A 23,053-nucleotide genomic window follows, 5' to 3' on the forward strand; every position below is an offset into this window, starting at 1 on the left:
TGGTTAGGCCGATTCAGGCACCAGATAAAGAACCGGAATTTGTATAAATGATGATACCAGAAAGGCGGTGCGGGTTGGCCCGGGCAGGGGCCTCGTGCTACCCCTGATTTGAAACTGGCCACCACGGAGACTCGCTTTGCTGGAAAACCTGCTGATGCTCGGCAAGGGCGGGTTGGCGGGCTTCGTCATCGCCGCCCCGGTGGGGCCGGTGGGCGTGCTCTGTGTGCAGCGGACCCTGGCGCTTGGCGCCGGCAGCGGCCTGATGGCCGGCCTTGGCGCCGCCTGTGCCGACGCGCTGTATGGCTGCATCGCGGCTTTCGGCCTCAGCCTGATCGCCGAGTGGCTGCAAAGCCATGAAGCGGTGTTCCGCCTGCTCGGCGGTGCCTTCCTGCTGTTCATGGGCGTGAAGATGCTGCGGGCGCGCCACGATCCGGCGGCGCCGCTGCCCACGGTGCCACGCGACGATCTGGTGCATGGCCTGCTCTCCACCTTCCTGCTTACCGCCACCAACCCGATCACCATTGTCGCCTTCCTCGGCATCTTCGCCTTCCTCGGCATCGGCGCCGTCGGCGTCGATCAGGCGCAGGCCGGCTGGCTGGTGCTCGGCGTGTTCATTGGTTCCTCGGTATGGTGGTTTTCGCTGGCGGCATTGGCCGGGCGGTTCCGCCGCCAGCTTTCCGAAGGCGGGCTGGTGACCATAAACCGCCTCTCCGGGTTGCTGTTGCTCGGCTTTGCACTGTATGGCTTGGGCAGCGTTCTGTGGATGTGGAGTCAGGGAACCCGATGACCAGTCAGCATGACGGCCTGCCGCCGATTGAACTCACGCCGAAAGACCTTTCCGCCTACCGTAAGGGCAACCGTGGCGTCGATTATGTGCATACCTTCGAGTCCGGCCGGCCCGGGCCTCACGTGATCGTGAATGCGCTTACTCACGGCAACGAATTCTGCGGCATGGTGGCAGTGACGCATCTGCTGGAGCAGGGCATCCGGCCGCGTCGTGGCAAGCTGACACTGTCCTTCTCCAACATGGAAGCCTATGGCCGCTTCGATCCGGCCAAGCCGTTTGAATCGCGTTTCGTCGACCGTGACTTCAACCGGATATGGGACAGCGCGCTGCTGGATGGCCCGGATGACAATACCGAGCTGCGCCGTGCCCGCGAATTGCGCCCGATCTTCGCCGAAGGCGATGCGCTGCTGGATATCCATTCCACATCCTACGCAGTGCCGCCGATGCTGATCCACGAGCCGCAGCCGAAGTATGCGGCAATCTCCAGGCATCTGCACTCGCCGCTGCATCATGTGCTGCTGCCGGGTGTGATGCATCCTGGCCGGCCACTGATTCAATATGGGGATTACGGCGCGGCAGAGAAGCCGCCGCTGGGCCTGGTAGTGGAATGCGGCCAGCATTTCGCCGCCGCCTCCGGCCAGCTTGCCATCGATATCACCATCCGCTTCCTCGATTTCTTCGGCATGGTGACGCCGGAACTCGCCGCCAGGCACCCGGCCGAAATCGGCAATCCGCGGCGCTATGAGGTGACCCGGGTTCTGGTGGCGCAGACGGCGGAATTCCGCTTCGTGAAGCCCTGGGTCGGGTTCGAGGAGCTGGAGGAGGGCGAGCTGATCGCCATGGATGGCGACACCGAAGTGCGGGCGCCGTTCGCCCGCTGCACGGTGATCATGCCGACGCGACGCATCCAGCAGGGCCGCGACGTGGTGTCGCTGGCCCGGCCACTACCATAATTTTCTGGTAATTTTCGCCTATAGACGGCTTGATCGGCTTAACATTATGATCCGAGGAATGTCCGCTGGAGACCGGTAATCAGGGCCGGCACGGCGGGACATCCGATAACGGCTCGCGGGGGTGGGCCACCACTGCTTGCTCACCCCTGGCGAACCGTGGCGCAACGTGAAAAGGACAAGGGGACAATGAAGCCAGGCGCATTCTTCAAAGGAACGCTGATGGCCGCCGTCGCGGCACTGTCGCTGCTCGCAGCAGACATGGCCACGGCGAAGACCTTCAAATGGGCGAATGACGGCGACGTCAGCTCGATGGATCCGTATGCCCGCAATGAGACCTTCCTGTTGAGCTTCAATCTCAACATGTATGAAGGCCTGCAGCGGCGTGACAAGAACCTGAAGCTGGAGCCGGCGCTCGCCACCAAGACCGAGATGGTGAACCCGACCCTGTGGCGCTACACGCTGCGCGAAGGCGTCAAGTTCCAGGGCGGCGAGAGCTTCAACGCCGATGACGTGGTGTTCTCCTATGGCCGCGCTGCCGGCAAGGGCTCGAACGTCACCGGCAATTTCGTGTCGGTGAAGGAAGTCCGCAAGGTCAGCGATTTCGTGGTCGAGATCGAGACCAAGTACCCGGATCCGCTGCTGGCCGACAAGCTGTCGCAGATCGGCATCATGTCGAAGGCCTGGGCCGACAAGAACAACGCCCAGTTCACCGCGGACATGACGAAGAACGAAGAGAACTTCGCCACCCGCAACGCCAACGGCACCGGCCCCTTCATGCTGAAGATCCGCGAGCCGGATGTGCGCACCGTGCTGGTGCCGAATCCGACCTGGTGGGACAAGCCGGAGCATAACCTCACCGAGGTGGTGTTCCAGCGCGTTGCCAACGACGCCACCCGCGTCGCGGCCCTGCTCTCGGGTGAGATCGACATGATCTACACCGTGCCGCCGCAGGATACCGACCGCATCGGCAAGACCGCCGGCCGTCGCGTCCTCGAAGGTCCGGAAACCCGCGTGGTGTTCTTCGGCTTCAACCAGCAGCTCGACGAACTGCCGGATTCCAACGTCAAGGGCAAGAACCCGTTCAAGGACAAGAAGGTCCGCGAAGCGTTCTACCGCGCCATCGATGTGGAAGCCATCAAGCGCACCGTGATGCGCGGCCAGTCGAAGCCGACGGCGCTGATGATCGGCACCGGCCTGAACGGCTACGACGCTTCGCTCGACGTGCGTCCGAAGTTCGATCCGGAAGCGTCGAAGAAGCTGCTCGCCGAAGCCGGCTACCCGCAGGGCTTCGAAGTCGGCCTCGACTGCCCGAATGACCGCTACGTCAAGGACGAAGCGATCTGCCAGGCTACCGTTGCCATGCTGGCCCGCGTCGGCGTCAAGGTGAACCTGAACGCGCAGACGCGCTCGAAGTACTTCGCCAAGATCCTGCGCACCTCGTCGGATATGGAAAAGTCGCCGAACACCAGCTTCTACATGCTGGGCTGGTCGCCGGGCGCCACCTATGACGTGCACAACGTCTTCGAGGCCCTGATCCAGACCCCGAACCAGAAGACTGGCAAGGGCCTGTTCAATGCCGGTGGCTATTCCAACAAGAAGGTCGACGATCTCGCCGATGCCATGGAGCGCGAAAGCGACAAGGCCAAGCGCGATGGCATGATTAAGGATGCCACCAAGCTGTATCTGGAAGACTTCGCTTACATCCCGCTGCATCAGCAGGTCGTGGTGTGGGCGGCCAAGGACAGCGTGGACCTGGTGCAGCTCTCGGATAATTACTTCCCGCTGCGCTTCGTCAAGGTCAAGTAAGTAGTCCGGAGGCGGCCCGGGTAGAACCGGGCCGCCATCCACTTCAAGCAGCCCCAATGATCGCTTTCATTATCCGCCGTCTGGTTCAGTCCGCCCTCGTCATGCTGGCGGTCGGCTTCATCGCCTTCATGATGTCGAACTACGTCGGCGATCCCGTGGCCAATATCGGCGGCACCGACCTGCCTGCCGCTGCCCGCGAGGAACTGCGCAAGACGCTCGGCCTCGATGATCCCATGCCGATACGCTTTGCCCGTTTCGTCGGCAATGCCGTGCAGGGCAAGTTCGGCCTCAGCTACCGCACCACCGAGCCGGTCGCCAAGATGATCGTCGACCGCCTGCCGGCGACGCTGGAACTCAGCCTTGTCGCGGCGCTGATGGCGCTGGCGCTTGGCATCCCGATGGGCGTGTTCACCGGCCTCTATCCCCATCACTGGGCCAGCAGATTCATGCTGACCATATCGCTGATCGGCATTTCATTGCCCACCTTCCTGATCGGCATCCTGCTGATCCTGGTTTTCGCCGTGATGCTCGGCTGGCTGCCCAGTTTCGGGCGCGGCGAGGTGATCCGCATCGGCGGCTGGAGCACTGGACTGCTCACCGTTTCCGGCCTCAAGGCCATTATCCTGCCAGCCTTCACGCTCGGCCTGTTCCAGATGACCCTGATCATGCGGCTGGTGCGTTCGGAAATGCTGGAAGTACTGCGCACCGACTATATCAAGTTTGCCCGCGCACGCGGCTTGAGCAACCGCGCGGTGCATTTCGGCCATGCGCTGAAGAACACCCTGGTGCCGGTGATCACCATCACCGGGCTTCAGCTCGGCGCCATCATCGCCTTCGCCATCATCACTGAAACGGTGTTCTCCTGGCCCGGCATGGGCCTGCTGTTCCTGCAATCGGTGCAGTTCGCCGATATTCCGGTGATGGCCTGCTACCTGGTGCTGATCGGCTTCCTGTTCGTGATGATCAACATGATTGTCGACATGCTGTATTTCGTGGTCGATCCGCGCCTGCGCACCGGAGGGCATAAGTGATGCAGGCCCTTTCTGTTGCGATTGACCTGTTCCACCGCGCCCGCGACAGCGACATCTATTTCAGCTTCAAGCGGTCCAAGCTGGTGGTCGTTGCCTTCTGGGTCACGGTGGCGATTTTCATCGGCGCGCTGTTCGCGCCCTGGATCGCGCCGCATAACCCGCTCGATCTGGCCAAGCTGAACCTGTCCGATGCCTTCATGCCGCCGGCCTGGGACGCATCCGGCATGGCGCAATTCCCCATCGGCACCGATGATCAGGGCCGCGACCTGCTTTCCGCCATCATGTATGGCTCGCGTACCTCGCTGCTGGTCGGCTTCCTGGCTGTGATCTTCGCCATGGTACTGGGCATCACGCTCGGCCTGATCGCCGGTTATGTCGGCGGTGCGGAGGATGCGGTGATCATGCGCTTCGCCGATGTGCAGCTTTCCTTCCCGGCGATTCTCGTCGCCATGCTGATCGATGGCGTCACCCGCAGCCTGCTCGGCAACGACCGCCGCGACAGTTCGGCCCTGGTCGTGCTGATCGTCGCCATCGGCCTGAGCTACTGGGTGCAGTATGCCCGCACCGTGCGCGGCTCGGTGCTGGTGGAGAAGAACAAGGAATATGTGCAGGCGGCGCGCGTCATTGGCCTGTCGCCGGCCTTGATCGCGATCCGCCATGTGCTGCCCAATGTGCTGGGGCCGGTGCTGGTGATCGCCACCATCAACCTGGCGCTGGCGATCATCACCGAAGCCACGCTCAGCTTCCTCGGCGTCGGCCTGCCGCCGACCAATCCCTCGCTCGGCACGCTGATCAGCACCGGGCAGAAATACCTGTTCTCCGGCGAATGGTGGATCACCATCTTCCCGGGCCTAACCCTCGCGATCCTGGTGCTGGCGGTGAATCTGCTCGGCGACTGGCTGCGCGACGCGCTCAACCCCAAGCTCAGGTAGCGGCGCATGGCACGTTTGCTCGAAGTCAATAATCTGCGGGTCGAGTTTCCGACCCGCCGTGGCACGCTGGTCGCCGTTGACGATATCTCGCTGCATATCGATGCCGGCGAAGTGCTGGGCATGGTCGGCGAGTCCGGTGCCGGCAAGTCGATGACCGGTTCGGCCATCATTGGCCTCTTGGAACCGCCGGGCCGTATCGCTGCCGGGGAGATTCTCCTCGAAGGCCGCCGCATCGACAATCTGCCCTATAACGAGATGCGCAAGATCCGCGGCCGCGAGATCGGCGCCATCTTCCAGGACCCGCTGACCAGCCTCAACCCGCTCTACCGCGTCGGCGATCAGCTGGTGGAAACCATCCTGACGCATCTGCCGATGACCCAGGCCGATGCCAAGGCGCGGGCCGTGAAGCTGCTGGAGGATGTGGGTATTCCATCCGCCGCCGAACGCATCACGCAGTATCCGCACCAGTTCTCCGGCGGCATGCGGCAGCGCGTAGTGATCGCGCTGGCGCTGGCTGCCGAGCCGAAGCTGATTGTCGCCGACGAGCCGACCACGGCGCTGGATGTGTCGATCCAGGCGCAGATCATCGCGCTGCTGAAGAAGCTGTGCCGCGAGAAGGGCACGGCTGTGTTGCTGGTGACCCACGATATGGGTGTGATCGCCGAGACCGCCGACCGCGTCGCGGTGATGTATGCCGGCCGCGTCGCCGAGATCGGTCCGGTGCAGGATGTGATCAAGCACCCGCATCATCCCTATACCATCGGCCTGATGGGTGCGATCCCGAATATGGGCCAGGATGTCGAGCGCCTGACTCAGATCGATGGCGCCATGCCGCGCCTCAATGCCATCCCGAAGGGTTGCGCCTTCAACCCGCGCTGCCCCAAAACCATCGACCGCTGCTTCCAGGAGCGGCCTGATCTGATGCCGGCCGGCCAGAGCATGGCCGCCTGCTGGCTGGTGCAGAAGGAGGCGGCGCATGTCTAAGCAAGGCAAGCCGCTGCTGCAGGTCACCGGCCTCAAGCGTTATTTCGACGTGTCGCCACCGCTGCTGAACCAGATTCTCGATGGCCGGCTGCTGAAGCGCCTGACCTCTGGCAGCGGCTCGCTGTGGCAGCGCCTCACCAATGCCCAGGGGCGCCGCATCGTGCGCGCCGTGGATGGCGTTGATTTCACTATCAACCAGGGTGAGACTTTCAGCCTGGTGGGCGAGTCCGGCTGCGGCAAGTCCACCGTGGCGCGCCTCATTGTCGGCCTCTATGGCCTGAATGGCGGCTCGATCAATTTCGATGGCGTCGAGGTCGGCCCCACCGCCGAGCGCGCCAAGCATCCGGAAATCCAGGGCCGGATGCAGATGATCTTCCAGGATCCCTATGCCTCGCTTAATCCACGCTGGCGGGTCGGCAAGATCATCGCCGAGCCGCTGCGCTTCCGTGGGCTTTTGAAGGACAACAAGGCGATCGAGCAGCGTGTCGGCGAATTGCTGGCCCAGGTCGGCCTGTCGCCGCTCGACGCGCGTAAATTCCCGCATGAATTCTCCGGCGGCCAGCGCCAGCGCATCTCGATTGCCCGCGCCCTTGCCGGCGAGCCGGAATTCCTCGTCTGCGACGAGCCGACTTCGGCGCTCGACGTGTCGGTGCAGGCGCAGATCCTGAATCTGATGAAGGATTTGCAGCGCCGCCTCGGGCTGACCTATCTGTTCATCAGCCACAATCTGGCCGTGGTCTATCATGTCTCCGATAAGGTCGGCGTGATGTATCTCGGCCGCCTGGTGGAATGGGCCGACAAGCGCACCTTGTTCGAACGCCCGCTGCATCCCTATACACGCATGCTGCTGGATGCGATTCCAGATCTGGAGATGACCGGCCGTGCCCGCACGCCGGTGGCGGGTGAAGTGCCAAGCCCGCTCAACCCGCCTTCGGGTTGCAGCTTCCATCCGCGCTGCCCGCTGGCCAATGCGCGCTGCAAGTCGGAAGCGCCGAAGCCGCTGCCGGTGGCAGGCGGCGCTGTCGCCTGCCATGCGGTGGAAGAAAACCGCCTGCCGGTGTGGAAGTCTGCGGCCGCCTGATGTAACGGCGGCGTAACCATTCGCATAGCAATGAAGCCCGGGCTTGTTCTGGGCAGGGGGGCGGCAAGCCCCCTTGGAATCCCGCGCCCAAGGCCCTAGATTTAAAGCAACAGTCTCGCCGCGTTGAAAACTGAACCGGATCGGCCAGCCAGGGGGAAGGGCAGGCCGGCAACCGAGCCGAAGGAGGCAGGCGATGAGCTATCGCGACATCACGGTCCATCTCACGCTGGATCCGCGCAACAATGCCCGCACGCAACTGGCCATCGCGCTGGCACGCCGCTTCGCGGCGCAGCTAACCGGCCTCTACACCGTGCCGCCGCCGAACGTGCCCTATTACATGGGCGAATACATTCCCACCGAACTGATCCAGAAGCAGATGGACGATGCGCAGCATGCCTCAGCCGGCACGCGCGAAGCCTTCATCGCCGCCTGCACCGCCGCCAACCTGCCGCATCGCTGGCGCCAGAGCGATCTCGCACCGGTGGAAGCCTTGCGGGTGCAGGCGCGCACCAGCGATATCGTCATTGTCGGCCAGCCCGATCCGGAGCCAAGCGATCCGGGCGCCATTCCCTATGGCACGGATGTGCTGCCGCAGGAGCTGGCTTTGCAGGCCGGCCGTCCGGTGCTGGCGGTGCCGCATATCGGCGCCTTCTCCGATGTCGGCCGCCGCATCCTGGTGGCCTGGAACGGCAAGCGCGAGGCGGCCCGCGCCGTGCATGATGCCATGCCGCTGCTGAAAGGCGCTGAAAGCGTGGTGGTGCTCACCTTCGGGCCGGAGCGCAAGGGCCGCGCGCCGCAGGAGGAAATCGTCGACCTGCTGCGCCGCCACGGCATCCGCGCCGAGGGCGTGATTTCCACCGCCGGCGGTGCCAAGGTCGGCCATGCCCTGCTCACGGAAGCACAGAAGCAGCAATGCGACCTGATCGTGATGGGGGCTTTCGGTCATTCACGGCTGCGCGAGATGGTGTTCGGCGGCGTTACCGAAACCGTGCTCGGCGCCATGACCCTGCCAATCTTACTCAGTAATTAGCGGCTGCTCAGCAACCAGGGCGGCGTTCCCGCACGCCCGGAAACAACCGGCTTTCTTGACCCAGGTCAAGGAGGTTCCCGGTTGTCCATGCCATACTCATACCCACGATGCGGCCACACCTTCCGTCTCGCCACCCGCATCGGCAATGAGGTTGCCATGGGTTACCAAGATATTCTCCTGCATCTCTCCGATGATCCGCGCAGTGCGGTAAAGACCGATGTGGCCTTGCGCCTGGCGCAGAAATTTAAGGCGCACCTGATCGCGCTCTACACCGTGCCGCCGCCGGTGGTGCCGTATTATTCCGGCGAATTCGTGCCGGCCGCCTTCATGCAGCAGCAGGTTGATGAATCGCTTGCCGCCGCCGCCAAGGCGCAGGCCGCCTTCGAGGCCGCAACTGCCCGCGAGGGTGTGGCGGCGGAATGGATCGTTACCGAAGGGGCACCGGTGGAAGCAGCCGCCACGGCGGCACGCGCCGCCGACCTGGTGGTGATGGGCCAGCCCGATCCGTCGCCGCAGGAAGGCATACTGGTGTCGCCCGCCGTCGGCCTGCTGCCGCACGAGGTTGCGCTCAGCACCGGTCGCCCGGTGCTGGCCTTGCCCTATGCCGGCCAGTTCACCAGCATCGGCAAGCGCGTCATGGTCGCGTGGAATGGTGCAAAGGAAGCCACCCGGGCGGTGCATGACGCACTGCCTTTCCTCAAGGCGGCGGAGAAGGTCACCGTGCTCTGCATCAATGCGGACAAGTCGCGCGGCACACCGGGCGCCGATCTGGTGCGCCATCTTGCCCGCCATGGGGTCAAGGTCGAACTGGCCAACACGGTGGCCGACGACATCTCGGTCGGCGAGGCTCTGCTTTCCACCATCGCTGATCGCGACATCGATCTGCTGGTGATGGGCGCCTATGGCCATTCCCGGCTGCGTGAAGTGGTGTTCGGCGGCGTTACCGAAACCATCCTCGACGCCATGACCGTGCCGGTGCTGCTGAGCCACTAGATGGCATCAAGCTAGTGGGGGGCCGGTGGCGGGTATGCGCCGCCGGCATATCGGGCTATCCTTCCGAAAGTTTCCCGCGTGAAGGATAGCCCGATGTCTACGCGCCAGCCGCTGGTTCTGGTTCCCGGTCTTTTGCTCACCGCCGATTTCTGGCGCGAACAGGTGGCACGCCTGAGCGATGTGGCGCATTGCGTGGTGCCCTGCGGGCAGATGCAGCTCGATGATGTAGGCGACATGGCGCGTGCCGTGCTGGCCGAGGCGCCGGATACATTCGCGCTCTGCGGCCTTTCCATGGGCGGCTATATCGTGCAGGAAATCATGCGCCAGGCGCCAGAGCGGGTGACGCGGCTGGCATTGATGGATACCTCGGCGCGGCCCGATACGCCGGAGCAGACACAGCGGCGCAAGGCTTTCCTCGATCTCACCCGGCTCGGCAAGTTTCGCGGCGTGACGCCGCAATTGCTGCCGTTCCTGGTGCACCAGAAAAATCTCTCCAATCAGGCGCTCTGCGACCGTCTGATCCGCATGGCCGACGAGATCGGGCCGGAAGGCTTCATCAAGCAGCAGACCGCGATCATGGGCCGGCCGGACAGCCGCCCGTCGCTGGCCAATATCCGCGTGCCGACCCTGGTGCTGTGCGGCGAGACCGATGCGCTGACGCCGCCGGAACTGCATCACGAAATGGCGGCGCTGATCCCGGGAGCAAAGCTGGAGATCGTGCGTGATGCCGGACATCTGCCGCCGATGGAGCGGGCCGGCAAGGTAGCCAAGCTGCTCAGAGCATGGCTGCGAGCGTAAGCCCGGCATCGCCGGGCGCCACCACCACCCGGTTGCGGCCCAGCCGCTTGGCCTCATACAAAGCCGCGTCGGCGCGGTTGGCCAGTTCTTCCCAGGTCATATCGCCGCTTTCCTCGTCCAGCGTGGCCAGGCCGACGCTGCCGCTGGAGCTGAGCAGCTCGCCGGTCTCAGTCTTGTATTGCGAGGCGGCAACAGCGCGGCGCACCCGTTCCGCCAGCAATTCGCCGCCCTGACGCGGGGTTTCCGGCACGATCAGGGTCAGCTCGTCACCGCCGGTGCGGCCGATATGGTCCTCGCGGCGCAGCAGGTCGCGTACCGAGGCGACAACCTCGCAGAGCAGGGCATCGCCGGCGCGGTGGCCATGACGGTCGTTCAGCGCCTTGAAGCTGTCGAGGTCCACGATGATGATGCTGAGCGGCTTGCGATGCCGCATATAGCGGGCCACTTCCTGCTGTCCGATCTCATCGATACCGACGCGATTGAGCACCCGGGTCAAGGCATCCTGGCGGATCAGGTCTGCCATGCGGGCGCGCAGCCGCTGGTTCACCATCAGCGCCCAGGCGAAGGCCGCCACCACCGCGCCGAGTGGCGGCAGGATGAAGTTCAGCATGTTCAGCGGGCCGGGATCGAAAATCTCGCTGGAATGGGGCGAGCGCCAAGTGGCGTAGAACCGCACGATGTTGAACGCCGCCAGCATCAGGAACACGCCGGCCAGCACGACCTGCTGCACACGCATGCCGGCTTCGGGCCGCCGCGTTACCGATTCAGCGCAGGCCAGTGCGAAGCCGACACTGACGCCGGTATAGATCAGCACGCGAGTGCGCAGGTCTGGATCGAGCAGGGCGAAGTAGACCTGAAAGGCGAAGAACAATGCCAGCAGGATGCCGCCGAACACATAGCGCGGGGCGCGGCGGAAGAATTCATCATGGCCCCACCAGACCAGGCTGTAAGCAATAATCGCCAAGGTGTTGGCTACCGCGATCGACAGCATGTCGTGAATCTGGCCGCGCAGGATCACGAAGCCGATGGCGAAAACGGCGCTGGTGATGCTCAAGGCCCAGAGCAGCGTGGCCCGCTCATCGCGATGGCTGTGCCACAGGAACCACATCAGCGCCGTCAGGATCAGCATGACGACGACGGACATGAACGACAGGGTCGTCACGTCCAGATGTATATTCATGGCCGAATTCTCCGGCTGCCTGTGTTTCTGCCAGGTCAAACTAGCAAGCCGCGACGGTTGCAGTCCACCCTTTAGGCGTCAGTGCTGCCTGCCATGGCGCGGATACCGTCGAATTCCAGCACCGCGCTTGTCGTTGCGGCAAGCGCGGCATTGAGCAGGGCCTGGGCGATGGTGGTGGCCGCGATCGAGCGGTAGCGCCGCAGACTGCCCAGCAGCAGCGGGTTCACCAGGGGATTGAGCTTCTGGAACAGCCATTCCGCCGGGCGGCGCTCGGCGCGGTCGCCGATGATCAGGCCTGGCCGCAGGCGCACCAATATAGGGAAACCGATGGCCTCCAGGTCGCGCTCGGTGTCGCCTTTCACCGAAAGGTAGAAACTCCTGGCCGCAGGATTGGCATCGACCGAGCTAACCAGGGCGAAACGTTCGGCTCCGGCAAGCCTGGCGGCGCGGGCGAAGCCGAGTACCGCGTCATGGTCCACGGCGCGGAAGGCAGCCTGGCTGCCGGCTTTGCGGATTGTCGTGCCCAGCGCGCAGAGCGCGCCATCGAAGCGGCCGAGATCGGGCAGCGGGGAGAGGAAGTCGCTGAGTTGCTGTTCCAGCTTTGGGTGCTGGATCGGCAGCGGCCGGCGGCCGATGCTGACCACCTGATCGACGCGGGCATCGTCAAGCGCGGCCCATAGAGCAATCTTGCCAACCAACCCGCTTGCACCGGCGATCAGCAAGCGCGCCATGGCTAGACGTCGATCTCGCCCGCGAACTGGGCATTTTCCTGGATGAACTGGAAACGCATTTCCGGCTTGCGGCCCATCAGGCGCTCCACCAGATCATGCGCCTCCTCGGCGATATCGGTCCCCACCTGCACCCGCAGCAGAACCCGGTTCTTGCGGTCCATGGTGGTTTCCTTCAATTGCTGCGGCGGCATTTCGCCCAGGCCCTTGAAGCGGCTGATCTCGATCTTGCCACGGCTGCTGAAGGTGGTTTTCATCAGCTCTTCCTTATGCGCGTCGTCGCGCGCATAGGCGGTCTTGCCGCCCTGGCTGATGCGGAACAGCGGCGGCTGCGCCAGATAGAGATGGCCGTTGCGGATCAGCGCCGGCATCTCGCGGAAGAAGAAGGTGATCAGCAGCGAGGCGATATGCGCGCCGTCCACGTCCGCGTCGGTCATGATGATGACCTTGTCGTAGCGCAAATCCTCGTCGCGGTATTTCGTGCCGGTACCACAGCCCAGCGCCTGGATCAGGTCGGCCAGTTCCTGGTTGCCGGCGAGCTTGCCCGAGGTGGCCGAGGCGACGTTCAGGATCTTGCCGCGCAGCGGCAGGATCGCCTGGGTCTTGCGGTCGCGCGCCTGCTTGGCCGAGCCGCCGGCGCTGTCGCCTTCGACGATGAAGATTTCCGTGCCCGCCGCGCTGTCGTCGGAGCAATCGGCCAGTTTGCCGGGCAGGCGCAGCTTGCGCGTCGCGCTCTTGCGGCCCACTTCCTTCTCGGCCCGGCGGCGCAGGCGTTCTTCCGCGCGCTCGATGATGCGCAGCAGCAGGGCGGTTGCCTGCTGTGGCGCGCCGGCCAGCCAATGGTCGAAATGATCCTTGATCGCCGTTTCCACCAGCTTGGCGGCTTCCACGGTGACCAGCTTTTCCTTGGTCTGGCCCTGGAATTGCGGTTCCTTGATGAACAGCGACAGCATCGCGGTGGCGCCGCTGACAATATCTTCTGCCGTGATCTGGCTGCCACGCTTGTTGTTGGTGAGGTCGGCGTAATCCTTGAAGCCGCGCAGCAGGGCCGAGCGGAAGCCGGCCTCATGCGTGCCGCCTTCCGGCGTCGGCACCGTGTTGACGTAGGAATTCAGCCAGCCATCGCCGATTTCCTGCGGCCAATGGATTGCCCATTCGACCTGGCCGCGCTCACCGGCAAGCTGCGCCCGGCCGGCGAACGGCACCGGCGTGATGGTGGCCTGGCCTTCCAGCGCGGCGTTGAGATAATCCTGCAGCCCGCCGGGGAAATGCAGCGTTGCTTCCGCCGGCGTCTCGTCATCGCCCTTCAGCAGGTCGGCAGCGCATTTCCAGCGGATTTCAACGCCGGGATAGAGATAGGCCTTGGAGCGCGCCATCTTGAACAGGCGGCTGGGGCGGAAATGCGCGCCCTTGCCGAAAATCTGTTCGTCGGGATGGAAGATCACGGCAGTACCGCGCCGGTTCGGCACCGGGCCAACCTTGGTCAGCTTGTTCTGCGGTGCGCCGCGCGAATATTCCTGGCGCCACAATTCCTTGTCGCGCGCCACTTCCACCACCAGGCGGTCGGACAGCGCATTCACCACCGAGATGCCGACGCCATGCAGGCCGCCGGCGGTGGAGTAGACCTTGTCGGAGAACTTGCCGCCGGAATGCAGCGTGGTGAGGATCACCTCCAGCGCCGACTTGTCCTTGAACTTGGGATGCCTGTCGATCGGGATGCCACGGCCGTTATCGGCGACGCGCAGGGCACCATCGGCCAGCAGTTCCACTTCGATGCGGTCGGCATGGCCGGCCACCGCTTCGTCCATCGAATTGTCCAGCACCTCGGCAAACAGGTGGTGCAGGGCGCGCTCGTCGATGCCGCCGATATACATGCCGGGGCGGCGGCGCACGGGTTCCAGGCCCTCAAGGACCTCGATGTCTTTGGCGGTGTAGTCCGAGCCGCCCTTGGGGCCGCCCTGGAACAAGTCATTCATCGAATTCATGGGCCGCGCTATACTGCAATCGGACACCCCTGTATAGGGGCAGGCGAATCGTTGGCTACCAAATATAGTATTTTTTGCAGGCGCGAAAAGCACTTAATCCGGCAAGCAGGAGTGGTGGATGACCGAAGCGGCAGTTAAGACCAAGCGGGGCGAACCGGTGATCCGCACCGCGCCGATGCCCTCCGACATGAACGGCAACGGCGATATCTTCGGCGGCTGGGTGTTGAGCCAGATGGATATCGCGGGCGGCATCATGGCGGCACGCCGGGCCAAGGGCCGGGTCGCCACCGTGGCGGTCGATTCCATGACCTTCAAGCAGCCGATCAAGGTCGGCGACGTGGTTTCGATCTATGCCGAGGTCACGCGGGTGGGGCGCACCTCGATCGCCGTGCATATGGAAACCATTGTCGCTCGCCGGCTCGATCCGATGGAGATCAAGGTGACTGAAGGCACCTTCATCTATGTCGCCATCGACGAGCAGGGCAAGCCGCGCCCGATTGCCGAAGTGGCCCCCGGCGGAGCTACGCCGTGATCACGCCCCCGCCGCGCGGCTGGCTGGCCGATGAAGTGCAGGCGCCGGCCCTGGTGGACCTGCTGGCCTGGTATAATGCTACGCGTGGCGAGAAGCCGGTGCTGCCGGTGGCGGCCTTGCCGGCCCTGGCCAAGCTGCCGGGCGGCGATGATCTGGCGCTGATCGAGATTGAGCCCTATGGCGGTTACCGCTACCGCTCCATGGGCGAGGCCTACAAGACGCTGGCTTCGCTGGTGCCTGATGGCGATGACGTGACGCGCGAAAGCCGTGCGGTGATCCGCCAGCATCTCGATCTCGCCAGCCGCGAGGGCCATCCGTTCCATATCAGCATCACGCGCTGGGACGGGCCGAACATCCTGCAATATGACCGACTGATCCTGCCGCTGGATGACGGCCATGGCGCCATCACCCATCTGCTGGTCGGCGAGGCCTTCCTGCGCTACGCGCGCGGCGGGCCGGAGGATGAGCAGGAGTAGGATCCACACGCCATGAGATCCCCGGGTCAAGCCCGGGGATGACGCGTGTTAAATGAGATCGTCACCCTCGGGCTTGACCCGAGGGTCTCATCCTCTAGAACCCCAAGCTCTCGCCGATTTTGAGCGGCAGAACGGCATCCGGCGCATAGCCAGCCTGGCCGCCGGCGGCGCGGAAACGCGGCGCGGCCTCGAAGGCTGGTTCCTGGGTCAGCACCACGGTGCCCCAATGCATGCCGACCAGACGGCGGGCGCCGATATCGCGGCCGATCAGCACGGCTTCCTCCGGCGTTGCATGCGTGGCTTTCATGATCGCCTGCGGTTCGTAGGCGCCGATGCCGATCAACGCCAGATCGACCGGGGCGAAGCGGTTGCCGATCTCCTTGAACGCCGCGCCATAGGCCGTGTCGCCGCTGAAATAGACCCGCTTGCCGCCGCCCTCGATGATGAAGCCGGCCCAGAGTGTGCGGTTGGTATCGAACAGCGTGCGGCGTGAGAAATGCACCGCCGGCACAGCGGTGACCTTGAGACCGTTGCGTTCGGTGCTGTCATACCAGTCGAGTTCAACCACGTTGGCATAGCCGCGCTCGCGGAAGAAGGCGCCGAGCTTCAGCGGCACGATGACGGTGACGCGTTCTTTGTGCGGCAGCGCCTCCACGGTGCGCTCGTCGAGATGGTCGTAGTGATTGTGGCTCACCAGCAGCAGGTCCAGCGGCGGCAATTGCTCGACGCCCAGCGCCGAGGGCACATAGCGTTGCGGCCCGAGGAAATACGGTCCCGCACGGGTTGCGAGGTAGGGATCGGTGATCAGCGTGGCGCCGTTCAGCCGCATCAGAAAGGCGGCATGGCCGAGCCAGGTGATGTGGTCCTGGCCCGCCAGCGCGGCCCGGCCGGCCTGCACCTCGGCCGGGTTCAGCACATGGCCGGGAGGCGGCACGGGCGGATCGAAGGACCGCACGAACTGGCCCAGCAGGAACGGCGCGAAATCACTGAACCCTGCCGTGCGCGGCGGGCTGCCCGGCGGGTTGCGGAAGCGGCCATCGGCCAGGTGGTGATAGGGCTTGCCTTCGGCCTGCGGGGCATCGGGCGAGGGCATGCAGGCACCCAGCAGCAGGGACAGGGACAGCAGCAGGGCGGCCAGGGTGGCGGATTTTATCGTCATGGAACCAGGATAAGGGCCGGCATGGAACCGGCAAACCCCGGCAGGGTTTGAATTTTTAGTGATTTGCAACCGGGATGGGAGAAATCGTTGACGCCGACCCAGTGCAGCACATATCTTACATACAAGATATGCAAAGGCGCCGTCAGGTCATCTGGCCGGCAGGCAGCCACAGGGAGGGGAGCGGGGGCTATGACAAGCAGCCCGCATATACAGGGGACACCATCGGTGCCACTGGAGCAGCGCAGCCGCCAGAGTGGCAGCCTGATTAGCCGTGCCGGCAGCCTTACGGGCAGCCGCAGCGCCACGGCGGCGGCGCGCGTGCATGAGCGGCTGCGCGATGACATCCTCTCGCTCGTCCTGCCGCCCGGCGCTGCCCTCTCCGAAAACGATCTGGCACGCGGTTTCGGTGTCAGCCGCACGCCGGTGCGCGAGGCTTTGCTGCGGCTCGCCGATGAAAACCTGGTGGAGATCGTGCCGAAATCCGGCACCACGGTCAGCCGGATACCCTATGCCAAGCTGGGCGAGGCCATCGTCATTCGCCGCGCACTGGAAGAGGTGGCGGTGCGCAAGGCCGCCGAGCGTGCGTCAAAAAGCCAGATCACCGGGCTGCGCGCCATTATCGAGCGCCAGCGCGAAGCCGAACTGGCCGAGGATGCGGAAGCCTTCCATCATGCCGACGAAGCCTTGCACGCCGCCATCGCGGAAGCCGCCGGCTATCCAGGCATCTGGGTGCTGGTGCGGCAGGTGAAATTCCATGTCGACCGTTTCCGCCGCCTGACCCTGCCGCAGACCGGCCGCATCGCCCGCGTGATCGAGGAGCATGAAGCGGTGGTGGAAGCCATCGCGCGCCACGATCCCGCCGCCGCGCTCAGCGCCATGGATCACCATCTCGATGGCCTGCAGGGCAGCCTGCCGGATATCCGCAATATCAATCCTGATTACTTCACCGAGGAGGATGAAGTCTGACCCGCGCCCCGGAGGTGCCGGGGCATCCGAGTATTCGTTCATAAAAAACTGGAGGAACCGTACGATGAAACTGTTCGCATTTGCCGCCGCCGGCCTGGCTTTGGCCGTCGCCGCCACGCCCGCCCTGGCGCAGACCAAGCTGAAATGGGCGCATGTCTACGAGACCCCGGAGCCGTATCACACCGAAGCCCTGTGGGCGGCGCAGGAAATCGCCAAGCGCACCAACAACAAGTACCAGATCGACGTTTTCGCTGCCTCGCAGCTCGGCAACGAAAACCAGATCAACGAGGCGCTGACGCTCGGCACCGTGGATATCATCTATACCGGTGTCGCTTTCGCCGGTTCGATCCACAAGTCGATCGCGATCTCGAACGCGCCGTTCATCCTGCGCGATTTCGACCATTGGAAGGCCTATCGCGATTCCAAGCTGTTCACCGATATCGCGTCCGGATACGAGCAGAAGACCAAGCACAAGGTGACGGCGCTGACCTATTACGGCCAGCGGCATCTCACCGCCAACAAGGCGATCAACAAGCCGGAAGACATGAAGGGCATGAAGCTGCGTGTGCCGCCGGCGCCGCTGTTCCTGATGTTCACCAAGTCGGTGGGCGCCAATGCGACGCCGATCGCTTTTGCAGAGGTCTATCTTGCTTTGCAGCAAGGCACCGTGGACGGCCAGGAGAATCCGCTGCCGACCATCATGGCCAAGAAGTTCTATGAAGTGCAGAGCCATATCATGCTCTCGGGCCATATCACCGAAAGCCTGCTCAGCATCGTGGGCGGCCATGTCTGGAACAAGCTGAGCGCCGACGAAAAGACTGTGTTCGCCGACGTGCTCAAGACCGCTGCCAGCCGTGCCACGGATCAGATCCGCACTTCGGAACAGAACTTGGCGGCGGAATTCCGCAAGCTCGGCAAGACCGTGGTGGAAGTGGACCGCAAGCCGTTCATCGCCGCCGCCGTGCCGCTGCATAACGATGCTTCCGCCGGTGCTGGCTGGAGCAAGGCGGAATACGACGCGCTGCAGGCGCTGAAGTAAGCCTCAACCGCCCGGCGGCGCAGCCGATATGCAGCGCCGCCGGGTTTTCTTTTTTCACGCCGTGATGACAAGGGGAGTAAAGGCCTGATGCTTCGCAATGGCCTGCCAGTCCCAGGTAATGCCGAGGCCCGGTTCATCCGGCGCCGAAACCTTGCCGTTCGTCACCGTCAGGCGACTGCTCGCCACCGGGTCGAGCTGCGGAATCCATTCCACCCAGGCGGCATTGGGCACCGCAGCGCAAAGCGAGACATGCAGTTCCATGAGGAAATGCGGGCAGATCGCCACGTTGAAGCTCTCGGCCAGATGCGCGACTTTCAGCCACGGCGTGATACCGCCGATACGCGCCACATCGGCCTGTACGATGGAGCAGGCGCGGTTTTGCAGATATTCCCGGAAATGGCTGGGGTGATAGATCGATTCACCTACCGCCACCGGCAGGCTGGTCGATTGGCTCAGGCGCACATGGCCGTCCATATCCTCCGCCGGCAGCGGTTCCTCGAACCAGGCCAGGTCGAGCGCCTCGTAATGCCGCGCGCGTCGGATCGCTTCCGCCACCGTGAAAGCCTGGTTGGCATCCACCATGATTTCAAAAGCCGGACCGACCGCCTGGCGCACCGCGCCAAGCCGCGCCATGTCCTCCGCTACATGCGGCCGGCCGACCTTGATCTTGCTGCCGCCGAAGCCGCCGGCCTTGGCGGCCAGCGCATCATCCACCAGGGCCTGCGGCTCGATATGCAGCCAGCCGCCTTCGGTGGTGTAGACCGGCACGGATTTCTGCGCGCCGCCGGCTTCCAGCCACAGCGGCCGGTTGGCGGCCAGGCAGCGCAGGTCCCAGAGCGCCGTGTCGATGGCGGCCAGCGCCAGCGCGGTGATGGCGCCCACGGCGGTGGCGTGGGTGGAGAAGAACAGGCTTTTCCAGATCGCTTCGATTTGCAGCGGGTCGCGGCCCAAGAGGCGCGGCGCCAGATGATCGCGCAGCAGCGCGACCACGGACGAGCCCCCGGTGCCGATGGTGTAGCTGTAGCCGGTGCCAGTCAGGCCATCGCTGGTGGTGATGCGCACCATCGGCGTTTCCTGAGTGATGAAGGCCTGGATCGCGTCGGTGCGCTTCACCAGCGGCGCCAGATCGACCTGCAGAATTTCCACACGCGTAATCGTCGCCATCCGTTTCCTCCATTTTCTTCCAGTCTAGAGGGTAAGCCATGAGCAAGCCAGAGATGAACCCGTCGCACGGTGAAGACCCGCATCTGATCGAGGTCTCCGATCCGGAAGTGAAGATCGAACCCTATATCGAAGACATGCTGGGCTTCGTGATCTTCTGGGGCCTGGCCTTCGTGGTCTTCCTGCAATTCTTCTCGCGCTACATCCTGAATGATTCCTATGCTTGGACCGAAGAGATTTCACGCTATCTGCTGATGTGGGTCACCTTCATCGGTGGCGCCACGGCGATGCGGCGCGGCACGCATATCGGCGTCGAGGCGATCCAGCATTTTCTGCCCGATATGCTGGCGCGCTGCAGCCGCTTCATCATCGACGTCATCACGTTGTTCTTCATCGCGGCACTCTGCTGGTTCGGCATCACCATCACCGAGCGCATGCAGATCCAGACCATGACCGTGATCGAATGGCCGATGAGCATCGTTTATGGCGGTGTCGCCTTCGGCTGCTTCCTGATGCTCTATCGCTGCGTCCGCGTGGTGTTCGGCAATGCCAAGCGCGGCTGGCGCGAGGATCCGAACAAGGCCAGCCTGATCATCGACTGAATTCTGGATTTAGGGAGTTTCCCGCATGTTTGCTTTGCTCGTCTTTTTCTTCGCCACCCTGCTGATCGGTGTACCGATCTTCGTTGCGCTGGGCGGCTCGTCGCTGTTCTACACGGCGTTTCTTTCCAACATCCCGGATTTCGTGGTGCTGCACCGCATGGCCGGTGGCGTCGATTCATTCCCGCTGATCGCGGTGCCGTTCTTCATCCTGGCCGGCAACCTGATGAATACGGCCGGCATCACCAACCGCATTTATGATTTTGCCACCGCTGCCGTAGGCTGGCTGCGTGGTGGCCTCGGTCATGTCAATGTCGTCGGCTCGGTGATCTTCGCCGGTATGTCAGGCACTGCCGTGGCCGATGCCGGCGGCCTTGGCACCATCGAGATCAAGGCGATGCGGGATCATGGCTATCCCGATCATTTCTCGGTCGGCATCACGGCGGCTTCTTCCACCATCGGGCCGATCATCCCACCCTCGCTACCGATGGTGATTTTCGGCGTCATGGCCAATGTCTCCATCGGCCAGCTATTCGTTGCCGGCATCGTACCCGGCCTGCTGATGGCTGGTGCGATGATGATCTATGTCACCTGGTATGCGCACCGCCATAATATCGGTCGCGATCAGGCTTTCCATATCCCGACACTCGGCCGCAGCTTCCTGCGTGCCATCCCGGCATTGTTCACCCCGGTTCTGCTGATCGGCGGCATGAGCACTGGCGCTTTCACACCCACGGAAGCGGCGATTGCCGCCTGTGCCTGGGCGCTGATCCTTGGCGTGTTCCTCTATCGCTCGCTGAACCTGAAGCAGTTCTACCGTATCTCGCTGGAAACCATCGAGACCACGGCCAGCGTGCTGATCATCGTCGGTGCCGCCTCGCTGTTCGGCTGGGTGCTCACCACCACCCGCATCACCGAGCAGCTTACCAGCGGCCTGCTCAGCCTGACCAATGATCCACTGATGCTGCTGCTGATCATCAACATCATTCTGTTGATCGTTGGCTGCTTCATGGAGACCATCGCGGCGATTTCGATTCTGGTGCCGGTATTCATGCCGGCGATCAGCAAGCTCGGCATTGATCCGGTTCAGTTCGGCGTCGTCATGGTGCTGAACCTGATGATCGGCCTGCTGACGCCGCCGGTCGGCATGGTGCTGTTCGTGCTGTCGCGGGTGGCGAAAATGAGCTTCGATAAGACCGTGATGGCGGTGCTGCCGTTCCTGATCCCGCTGCTTGTGGTACTGGCCGCGATCTCTATGTTCCCGATCCTGACGCTCTATCTGCCGACGCTCTGGTATCGATAGGGCTGGGGTATCGCTGAAAAATCAGGTGCGCCAGAAATAGCGGCTGAACGGGATGATCAGAATGAGAATCTCAAGTCGCCCCGCGAGCATGCCGAAGCTCATCAGCCATTTGGCGGCATCCGGGATTTCCTTGAAGGTGCAGCAGGGACCCGATGTCGGGCCGAGGCCGGGGCCGACATTGCCGAGCGCGGTGGCGGCCGCCCCCAGGCTGTCGAGCAGCGGCATGCCGGTGGCGGCGATCGCCACCGCCAGGAAGGCCATGGTCAGCAGGTAGGTGAAGAAATAGGTGACGACGCCGGCACGCACGGCATCGGATATGGTTTCGCCGTTGAACGTGACGCGGAACGTGCCGTGCGGGAAGATCTGGCGGTGGATCTGCGCGCGCAGGATCTGCACCATCACGAAAATGCGGAACACTTTCAGGCCGCCAACCGTGGAGCCAGTGCAGCCGCCGCTCAGCATCAGCAGCAGCACGATCGCCTCGACGAAGCCGCCCCAGGTGGAATAGTCATAGCCGGTATAGCCGGTGGTGGTTATGGTGGCGACAGTGACGAAGAAGCCTTCGCGCAGCGCCTGCATCACCTCGATGTCGTAATGCACCACGCGCCATAGGGCGATCAGCAGGGCCGCCACCAGGATGATGCCGAGGAACAGCCGCACCTGCTGGTCGCGGTAGAGTGCCTCGGGCCTGCCATAGAGCGCCAGGATATACAGGCCGAACGGCATTGCGCCGAGTGTCATGAAGATGATCGACACCCATTCCACGGCGGGACTGTTGTAATAGCCGATGCCGGCGTCGTGGGAGGAGAAGCCGCCTGTGGCGATGGCCGACATGGAATGGCCGATGGCGTTGAAGGCATTCATGCCGGCAAACCACAGGCTGATCGAGCTGAGGATGGTGAGTGCGATATAGATCAGGCCGATCTGCGTCACCACCTCGACCATGCGCGGCACGAATTTCGAGGAACTGGGCGAGAGGTCGAGGCTGAATAGCTGCAGGCCGCCGATGCGCAGGAAGGGCAGCAGCAATACGGCGATGGTGACCACGCCGAAGCCGCCGATCCACATCAGCAGGAAGCGCCAGAACAGGATGCCGCGCGGCGCGTTATCAAGGCCGACAATGACGGTGGAGCCGGTATTGGTGAGGCCCGACACCGCCTCGAATACCGCATCCGCCAGTGGCAGCTTCAGCGTCGAAAGCATGAACGGCACGGCGCAGACCAGGCAGGCTAAAGCCCAGGTGACCGGCAGCATCAGCAGGGTTTCATTCTGGCTGATGCGCTGCTGTTTGTTATGCGTGGCGATGGCGATGCCGGCGCCGATGAAGATGGTGCCGAGCGCACAGGCGAGGAAGGCGTAGGCATCGCGGTGGCCATCGACGGCATCCACCGCCATCGGCACCAGCATGAACACGCCGAGGCAGCACATCACCACGCTGACGAAATACAGGATCGGCGCCAGGCTGATGCCTTCGGCGCGGCCGCTGGTCGCAGGGGTTTTGCTGATAGGCCGGCGCGCGGTCATTGGCGC

22 protein-coding genes are annotated in these 23,053 nt (G+C 63.7%); 16 read left to right on the top strand and 6 right to left on the bottom strand.

Annotated features, from left to right (window positions below; genetic code table 11):
- Window positions 1–136 precede the first annotated feature (136 nt).
- The 10 genes from ACQY7X_RS17165 to ACQY7X_RS17210 all read left to right on the top strand — a co-directional run bounded on the left by ACQY7X_RS17165 (window position 137) and on the right by ACQY7X_RS17210 (window position 10,395).
- Window positions 137–787 (top strand): LysE family translocator, encoded by a 651-nt coding sequence (locus ACQY7X_RS17165; RefSeq protein WP_428246635.1) that lies wholly within the window; start codon window positions 137–139, stop codon window positions 785–787.
- Window positions 784–1,740: a succinylglutamate desuccinylase gene (locus ACQY7X_RS17170; protein WP_428246636.1), complete on the top strand. Its 957-nt coding sequence runs from the start codon at window positions 784–786 to the stop codon at window positions 1,738–1,740. Before ACQY7X_RS17165 ends, ACQY7X_RS17170 begins: the two co-directional genes overlap by 4 nt.
- A gap of 219 nt (window positions 1,741–1,959) precedes the next feature.
- Window positions 1,960–3,546 (top strand): ABC transporter substrate-binding protein, encoded by a 1,587-nt coding sequence (locus tag ACQY7X_RS17175; RefSeq protein ID WP_428246637.1) that lies wholly within the window; start codon window positions 1,960–1,962, stop codon window positions 3,544–3,546.
- A 56-nt stretch (window positions 3,547–3,602) separates the two neighbouring features.
- Entirely contained in the window at window positions 3,603–4,577 is a 975-nt protein-coding gene (locus ACQY7X_RS17180) for an ABC transporter permease (protein ID WP_428246638.1), read from the top strand.
- Complete coding sequence (locus ACQY7X_RS17185) at window positions 4,577–5,509, top strand: ABC transporter permease (RefSeq protein WP_428250071.1); 933 nt, start codon at window positions 4,577–4,579, stop codon at window positions 5,507–5,509. Before ACQY7X_RS17180 ends, ACQY7X_RS17185 begins: the two co-directional genes overlap by 1 nt.
- A 6-nt stretch (window positions 5,510–5,515) precedes the next feature.
- On the top strand, window positions 5,516–6,493 hold the full coding sequence (locus ACQY7X_RS17190) for an ABC transporter ATP-binding protein (RefSeq protein WP_428246639.1): 978 nt from the start codon (window positions 5,516–5,518) through the stop codon (window positions 6,491–6,493).
- Complete coding sequence (locus tag ACQY7X_RS17195; RefSeq protein ID WP_428246640.1) at window positions 6,486–7,574, top strand: ABC transporter ATP-binding protein; 1,089 nt, start codon at window positions 6,486–6,488, stop codon at window positions 7,572–7,574. Before ACQY7X_RS17190 ends, ACQY7X_RS17195 begins: the two co-directional genes overlap by 8 nt.
- A 193-nt stretch (window positions 7,575–7,767) precedes the next feature.
- Window positions 7,768–8,604, top strand: coding sequence for a universal stress protein (locus ACQY7X_RS17200; protein WP_428246641.1), 837 nt, complete (start codon window positions 7,768–7,770; stop codon window positions 8,602–8,604).
- Between the two features lie 156 nt (window positions 8,605–8,760).
- Window positions 8,761–9,597, top strand: a complete 837-nt coding sequence (locus ACQY7X_RS17205) for a universal stress protein (protein WP_428246642.1) — start codon at window positions 8,761–8,763, stop codon at window positions 9,595–9,597.
- A gap of 93 nt (window positions 9,598–9,690) precedes the next feature.
- A complete protein-coding gene (locus ACQY7X_RS17210) occupies window positions 9,691–10,395 on the top strand; it encodes an alpha/beta fold hydrolase (RefSeq protein WP_428246643.1) in 705 nt (234 codons plus the stop codon).
- Here the strand turns inward: ACQY7X_RS17210 and ACQY7X_RS17215 are convergent.
- The 3 genes from ACQY7X_RS17215 to parE all read right to left on the bottom strand — a co-directional run bounded on the left by ACQY7X_RS17215 (window position 10,373) and on the right by parE (window position 14,279).
- On the bottom strand, window positions 10,373–11,575 hold the full coding sequence (locus tag ACQY7X_RS17215) for a GGDEF domain-containing protein (RefSeq protein ID WP_428246644.1): 1,203 nt from the start codon (window positions 11,573–11,575) through the stop codon (window positions 10,373–10,375). The two genes, ACQY7X_RS17210 and ACQY7X_RS17215, sit on opposite strands and share 23 nt — an antisense overlap.
- A 71-nt stretch (window positions 11,576–11,646) precedes the next feature.
- Window positions 11,647–12,306, bottom strand: coding sequence for a hypothetical protein (locus ACQY7X_RS17220; RefSeq protein WP_428246645.1), 660 nt, complete (start codon window positions 12,304–12,306; stop codon window positions 11,647–11,649).
- 2 nt (window positions 12,307–12,308) lie between these two features.
- Window positions 12,309–14,279 carry a DNA topoisomerase IV subunit B gene (parE, locus tag ACQY7X_RS17225; protein ID WP_428250072.1) on the bottom strand — a complete coding sequence of 657 codons (1,971 nt, stop codon included), beginning with the start codon at window positions 14,277–14,279 and terminating at the stop codon, window positions 12,309–12,311.
- 127 nt (window positions 14,280–14,406) lie between these two features.
- Between parE and ACQY7X_RS17230 the strand changes: the two genes are divergently transcribed.
- Complete coding sequence (locus ACQY7X_RS17230) at window positions 14,407–14,820, top strand: acyl-CoA thioesterase (protein ID WP_428246646.1); 414 nt, start codon at window positions 14,407–14,409, stop codon at window positions 14,818–14,820.
- Window positions 14,817–15,296: a hypothetical protein gene (locus ACQY7X_RS17235; protein WP_428246647.1), complete on the top strand. Its 480-nt coding sequence runs from the start codon at window positions 14,817–14,819 to the stop codon at window positions 15,294–15,296. The genes ACQY7X_RS17230 and ACQY7X_RS17235 overlap by 4 nt, the downstream gene beginning before the upstream one ends.
- A 94-nt stretch (window positions 15,297–15,390) precedes the next feature.
- Here ACQY7X_RS17235 and ACQY7X_RS17240 read toward each other — a convergent pair whose 3' ends face one another.
- Window positions 15,391–16,455 (bottom strand): MBL fold metallo-hydrolase, encoded by a 1,065-nt coding sequence (locus ACQY7X_RS17240; RefSeq protein WP_428246648.1) that lies wholly within the window; start codon window positions 16,453–16,455, stop codon window positions 15,391–15,393.
- Between the two features lie 189 nt (window positions 16,456–16,644).
- On the opposite strand from ACQY7X_RS17240, the gene ACQY7X_RS17245 reads away from it, so the two are divergent.
- The gene (locus tag ACQY7X_RS17245; RefSeq protein ID WP_428246649.1) at window positions 16,645–17,421 is read left to right on the top strand and encodes a GntR family transcriptional regulator; all 777 of its coding nucleotides are present in this window, start codon (window positions 16,645–16,647) and stop codon (window positions 17,419–17,421) included.
- Window positions 17,422–17,485: 64 nt separating this feature from the next.
- On the top strand, window positions 17,486–18,460 hold the full coding sequence (locus ACQY7X_RS17250) for a sialic acid TRAP transporter substrate-binding protein SiaP (RefSeq protein WP_428246650.1): 975 nt from the start codon (window positions 17,486–17,488) through the stop codon (window positions 18,458–18,460).
- A gap of 54 nt (window positions 18,461–18,514) precedes the next feature.
- Here the strand turns inward: ACQY7X_RS17250 and ACQY7X_RS17255 are convergent, their stop codons facing one another.
- Window positions 18,515–19,624: a mandelate racemase/muconate lactonizing enzyme family protein gene (locus ACQY7X_RS17255; RefSeq protein WP_428246651.1), complete on the bottom strand. Its 1,110-nt coding sequence runs from the start codon at window positions 19,622–19,624 to the stop codon at window positions 18,515–18,517.
- A 38-nt stretch (window positions 19,625–19,662) separates the two neighbouring features.
- Here ACQY7X_RS17255 and ACQY7X_RS17260 point away from each other — a divergent pair, with 38 nt between their 5' ends.
- Complete coding sequence (locus tag ACQY7X_RS17260; RefSeq protein ID WP_428246652.1) at window positions 19,663–20,223, top strand: TRAP transporter small permease; 561 nt, start codon at window positions 19,663–19,665, stop codon at window positions 20,221–20,223.
- A gap of 25 nt (window positions 20,224–20,248) precedes the next feature.
- Window positions 20,249–21,523, top strand: coding sequence for a TRAP transporter large permease (locus ACQY7X_RS17265; protein WP_428246653.1), 1,275 nt, complete (start codon window positions 20,249–20,251; stop codon window positions 21,521–21,523).
- A gap of 21 nt (window positions 21,524–21,544) precedes the next feature.
- Here the strand turns inward: ACQY7X_RS17265 and ACQY7X_RS17270 are convergent, their stop codons facing one another.
- Window positions 21,545–23,047 (bottom strand): TrkH family potassium uptake protein, encoded by a 1,503-nt coding sequence (locus ACQY7X_RS17270; RefSeq protein WP_428246654.1) that lies wholly within the window; start codon window positions 23,045–23,047, stop codon window positions 21,545–21,547.
- Between the last annotated feature and the right edge of the window lie 6 nt (window positions 23,048–23,053).

It is taken from the genome of Ferrovibrio sp. (genome assembly GCF_965278975.1).
In the GTDB taxonomy this organism is placed as follows: Bacteria; Pseudomonadota; Alphaproteobacteria; order Ferrovibrionales; family Ferrovibrionaceae; genus Ferrovibrio.

Coding starts and splice junctions, on each gene's coding strand:
- ACQY7X_RS17170 (WP_428246636.1), top strand. CDS start 784: ATGACCAGTCAGCATGACGGCCTGCCGCCGATTGAACTCACGCCGAAA.
- ACQY7X_RS17175 (WP_428246637.1), top strand. CDS start 1,960: ATGGCCGCCGTCGCGGCACTGTCGCTGCTCGCAGCAGACATGGCCACG.
- ACQY7X_RS17180 (WP_428246638.1), top strand. CDS start 3,603: ATGATCGCTTTCATTATCCGCCGTCTGGTTCAGTCCGCCCTCGTCATG.
- ACQY7X_RS17185 (WP_428250071.1), top strand. CDS start 4,577: ATGCAGGCCCTTTCTGTTGCGATTGACCTGTTCCACCGCGCCCGCGAC.
- ACQY7X_RS17190 (WP_428246639.1), top strand. CDS start 5,516: ATGGCACGTTTGCTCGAAGTCAATAATCTGCGGGTCGAGTTTCCGACC.
- ACQY7X_RS17195 (WP_428246640.1), top strand. CDS start 6,486: ATGTCTAAGCAAGGCAAGCCGCTGCTGCAGGTCACCGGCCTCAAGCGT.
- ACQY7X_RS17200 (WP_428246641.1), top strand. CDS start 7,768: ATGAGCTATCGCGACATCACGGTCCATCTCACGCTGGATCCGCGCAAC.
- ACQY7X_RS17205 (WP_428246642.1), top strand. CDS start 8,761: ATGGGTTACCAAGATATTCTCCTGCATCTCTCCGATGATCCGCGCAGT.
- ACQY7X_RS17210 (WP_428246643.1), top strand. CDS start 9,691: ATGTCTACGCGCCAGCCGCTGGTTCTGGTTCCCGGTCTTTTGCTCACC.
- ACQY7X_RS17215 (WP_428246644.1), bottom strand. CDS start 11,575: ATGAATATACATCTGGACGTGACGACCCTGTCGTTCATGTCCGTCGTC.
- ACQY7X_RS17220 (WP_428246645.1), bottom strand. CDS start 12,306: ATGGCGCGCTTGCTGATCGCCGGTGCAAGCGGGTTGGTTGGCAAGATT.
- parE (WP_428250072.1), bottom strand. CDS start 14,279: ATGAATGACTTGTTCCAGGGCGGCCCCAAGGGCGGCTCGGACTACACC.
- ACQY7X_RS17230 (WP_428246646.1), top strand. CDS start 14,407: ATGACCGAAGCGGCAGTTAAGACCAAGCGGGGCGAACCGGTGATCCGC.
- ACQY7X_RS17240 (WP_428246648.1), bottom strand. CDS start 16,455: ATGACGATAAAATCCGCCACCCTGGCCGCCCTGCTGCTGTCCCTGTCC.
- ACQY7X_RS17245 (WP_428246649.1), top strand. CDS start 16,645: ATGACAAGCAGCCCGCATATACAGGGGACACCATCGGTGCCACTGGAG.
- ACQY7X_RS17250 (WP_428246650.1), top strand. CDS start 17,486: ATGAAACTGTTCGCATTTGCCGCCGCCGGCCTGGCTTTGGCCGTCGCC.
- ACQY7X_RS17255 (WP_428246651.1), bottom strand. CDS start 19,624: ATGGCGACGATTACGCGTGTGGAAATTCTGCAGGTCGATCTGGCGCCG.
- ACQY7X_RS17260 (WP_428246652.1), top strand. CDS start 19,663: ATGAGCAAGCCAGAGATGAACCCGTCGCACGGTGAAGACCCGCATCTG.
- ACQY7X_RS17265 (WP_428246653.1), top strand. CDS start 20,249: ATGTTTGCTTTGCTCGTCTTTTTCTTCGCCACCCTGCTGATCGGTGTA.
- ACQY7X_RS17270 (WP_428246654.1), bottom strand. CDS start 23,047: ATGACCGCGCGCCGGCCTATCAGCAAAACCCCTGCGACCAGCGGCCGC.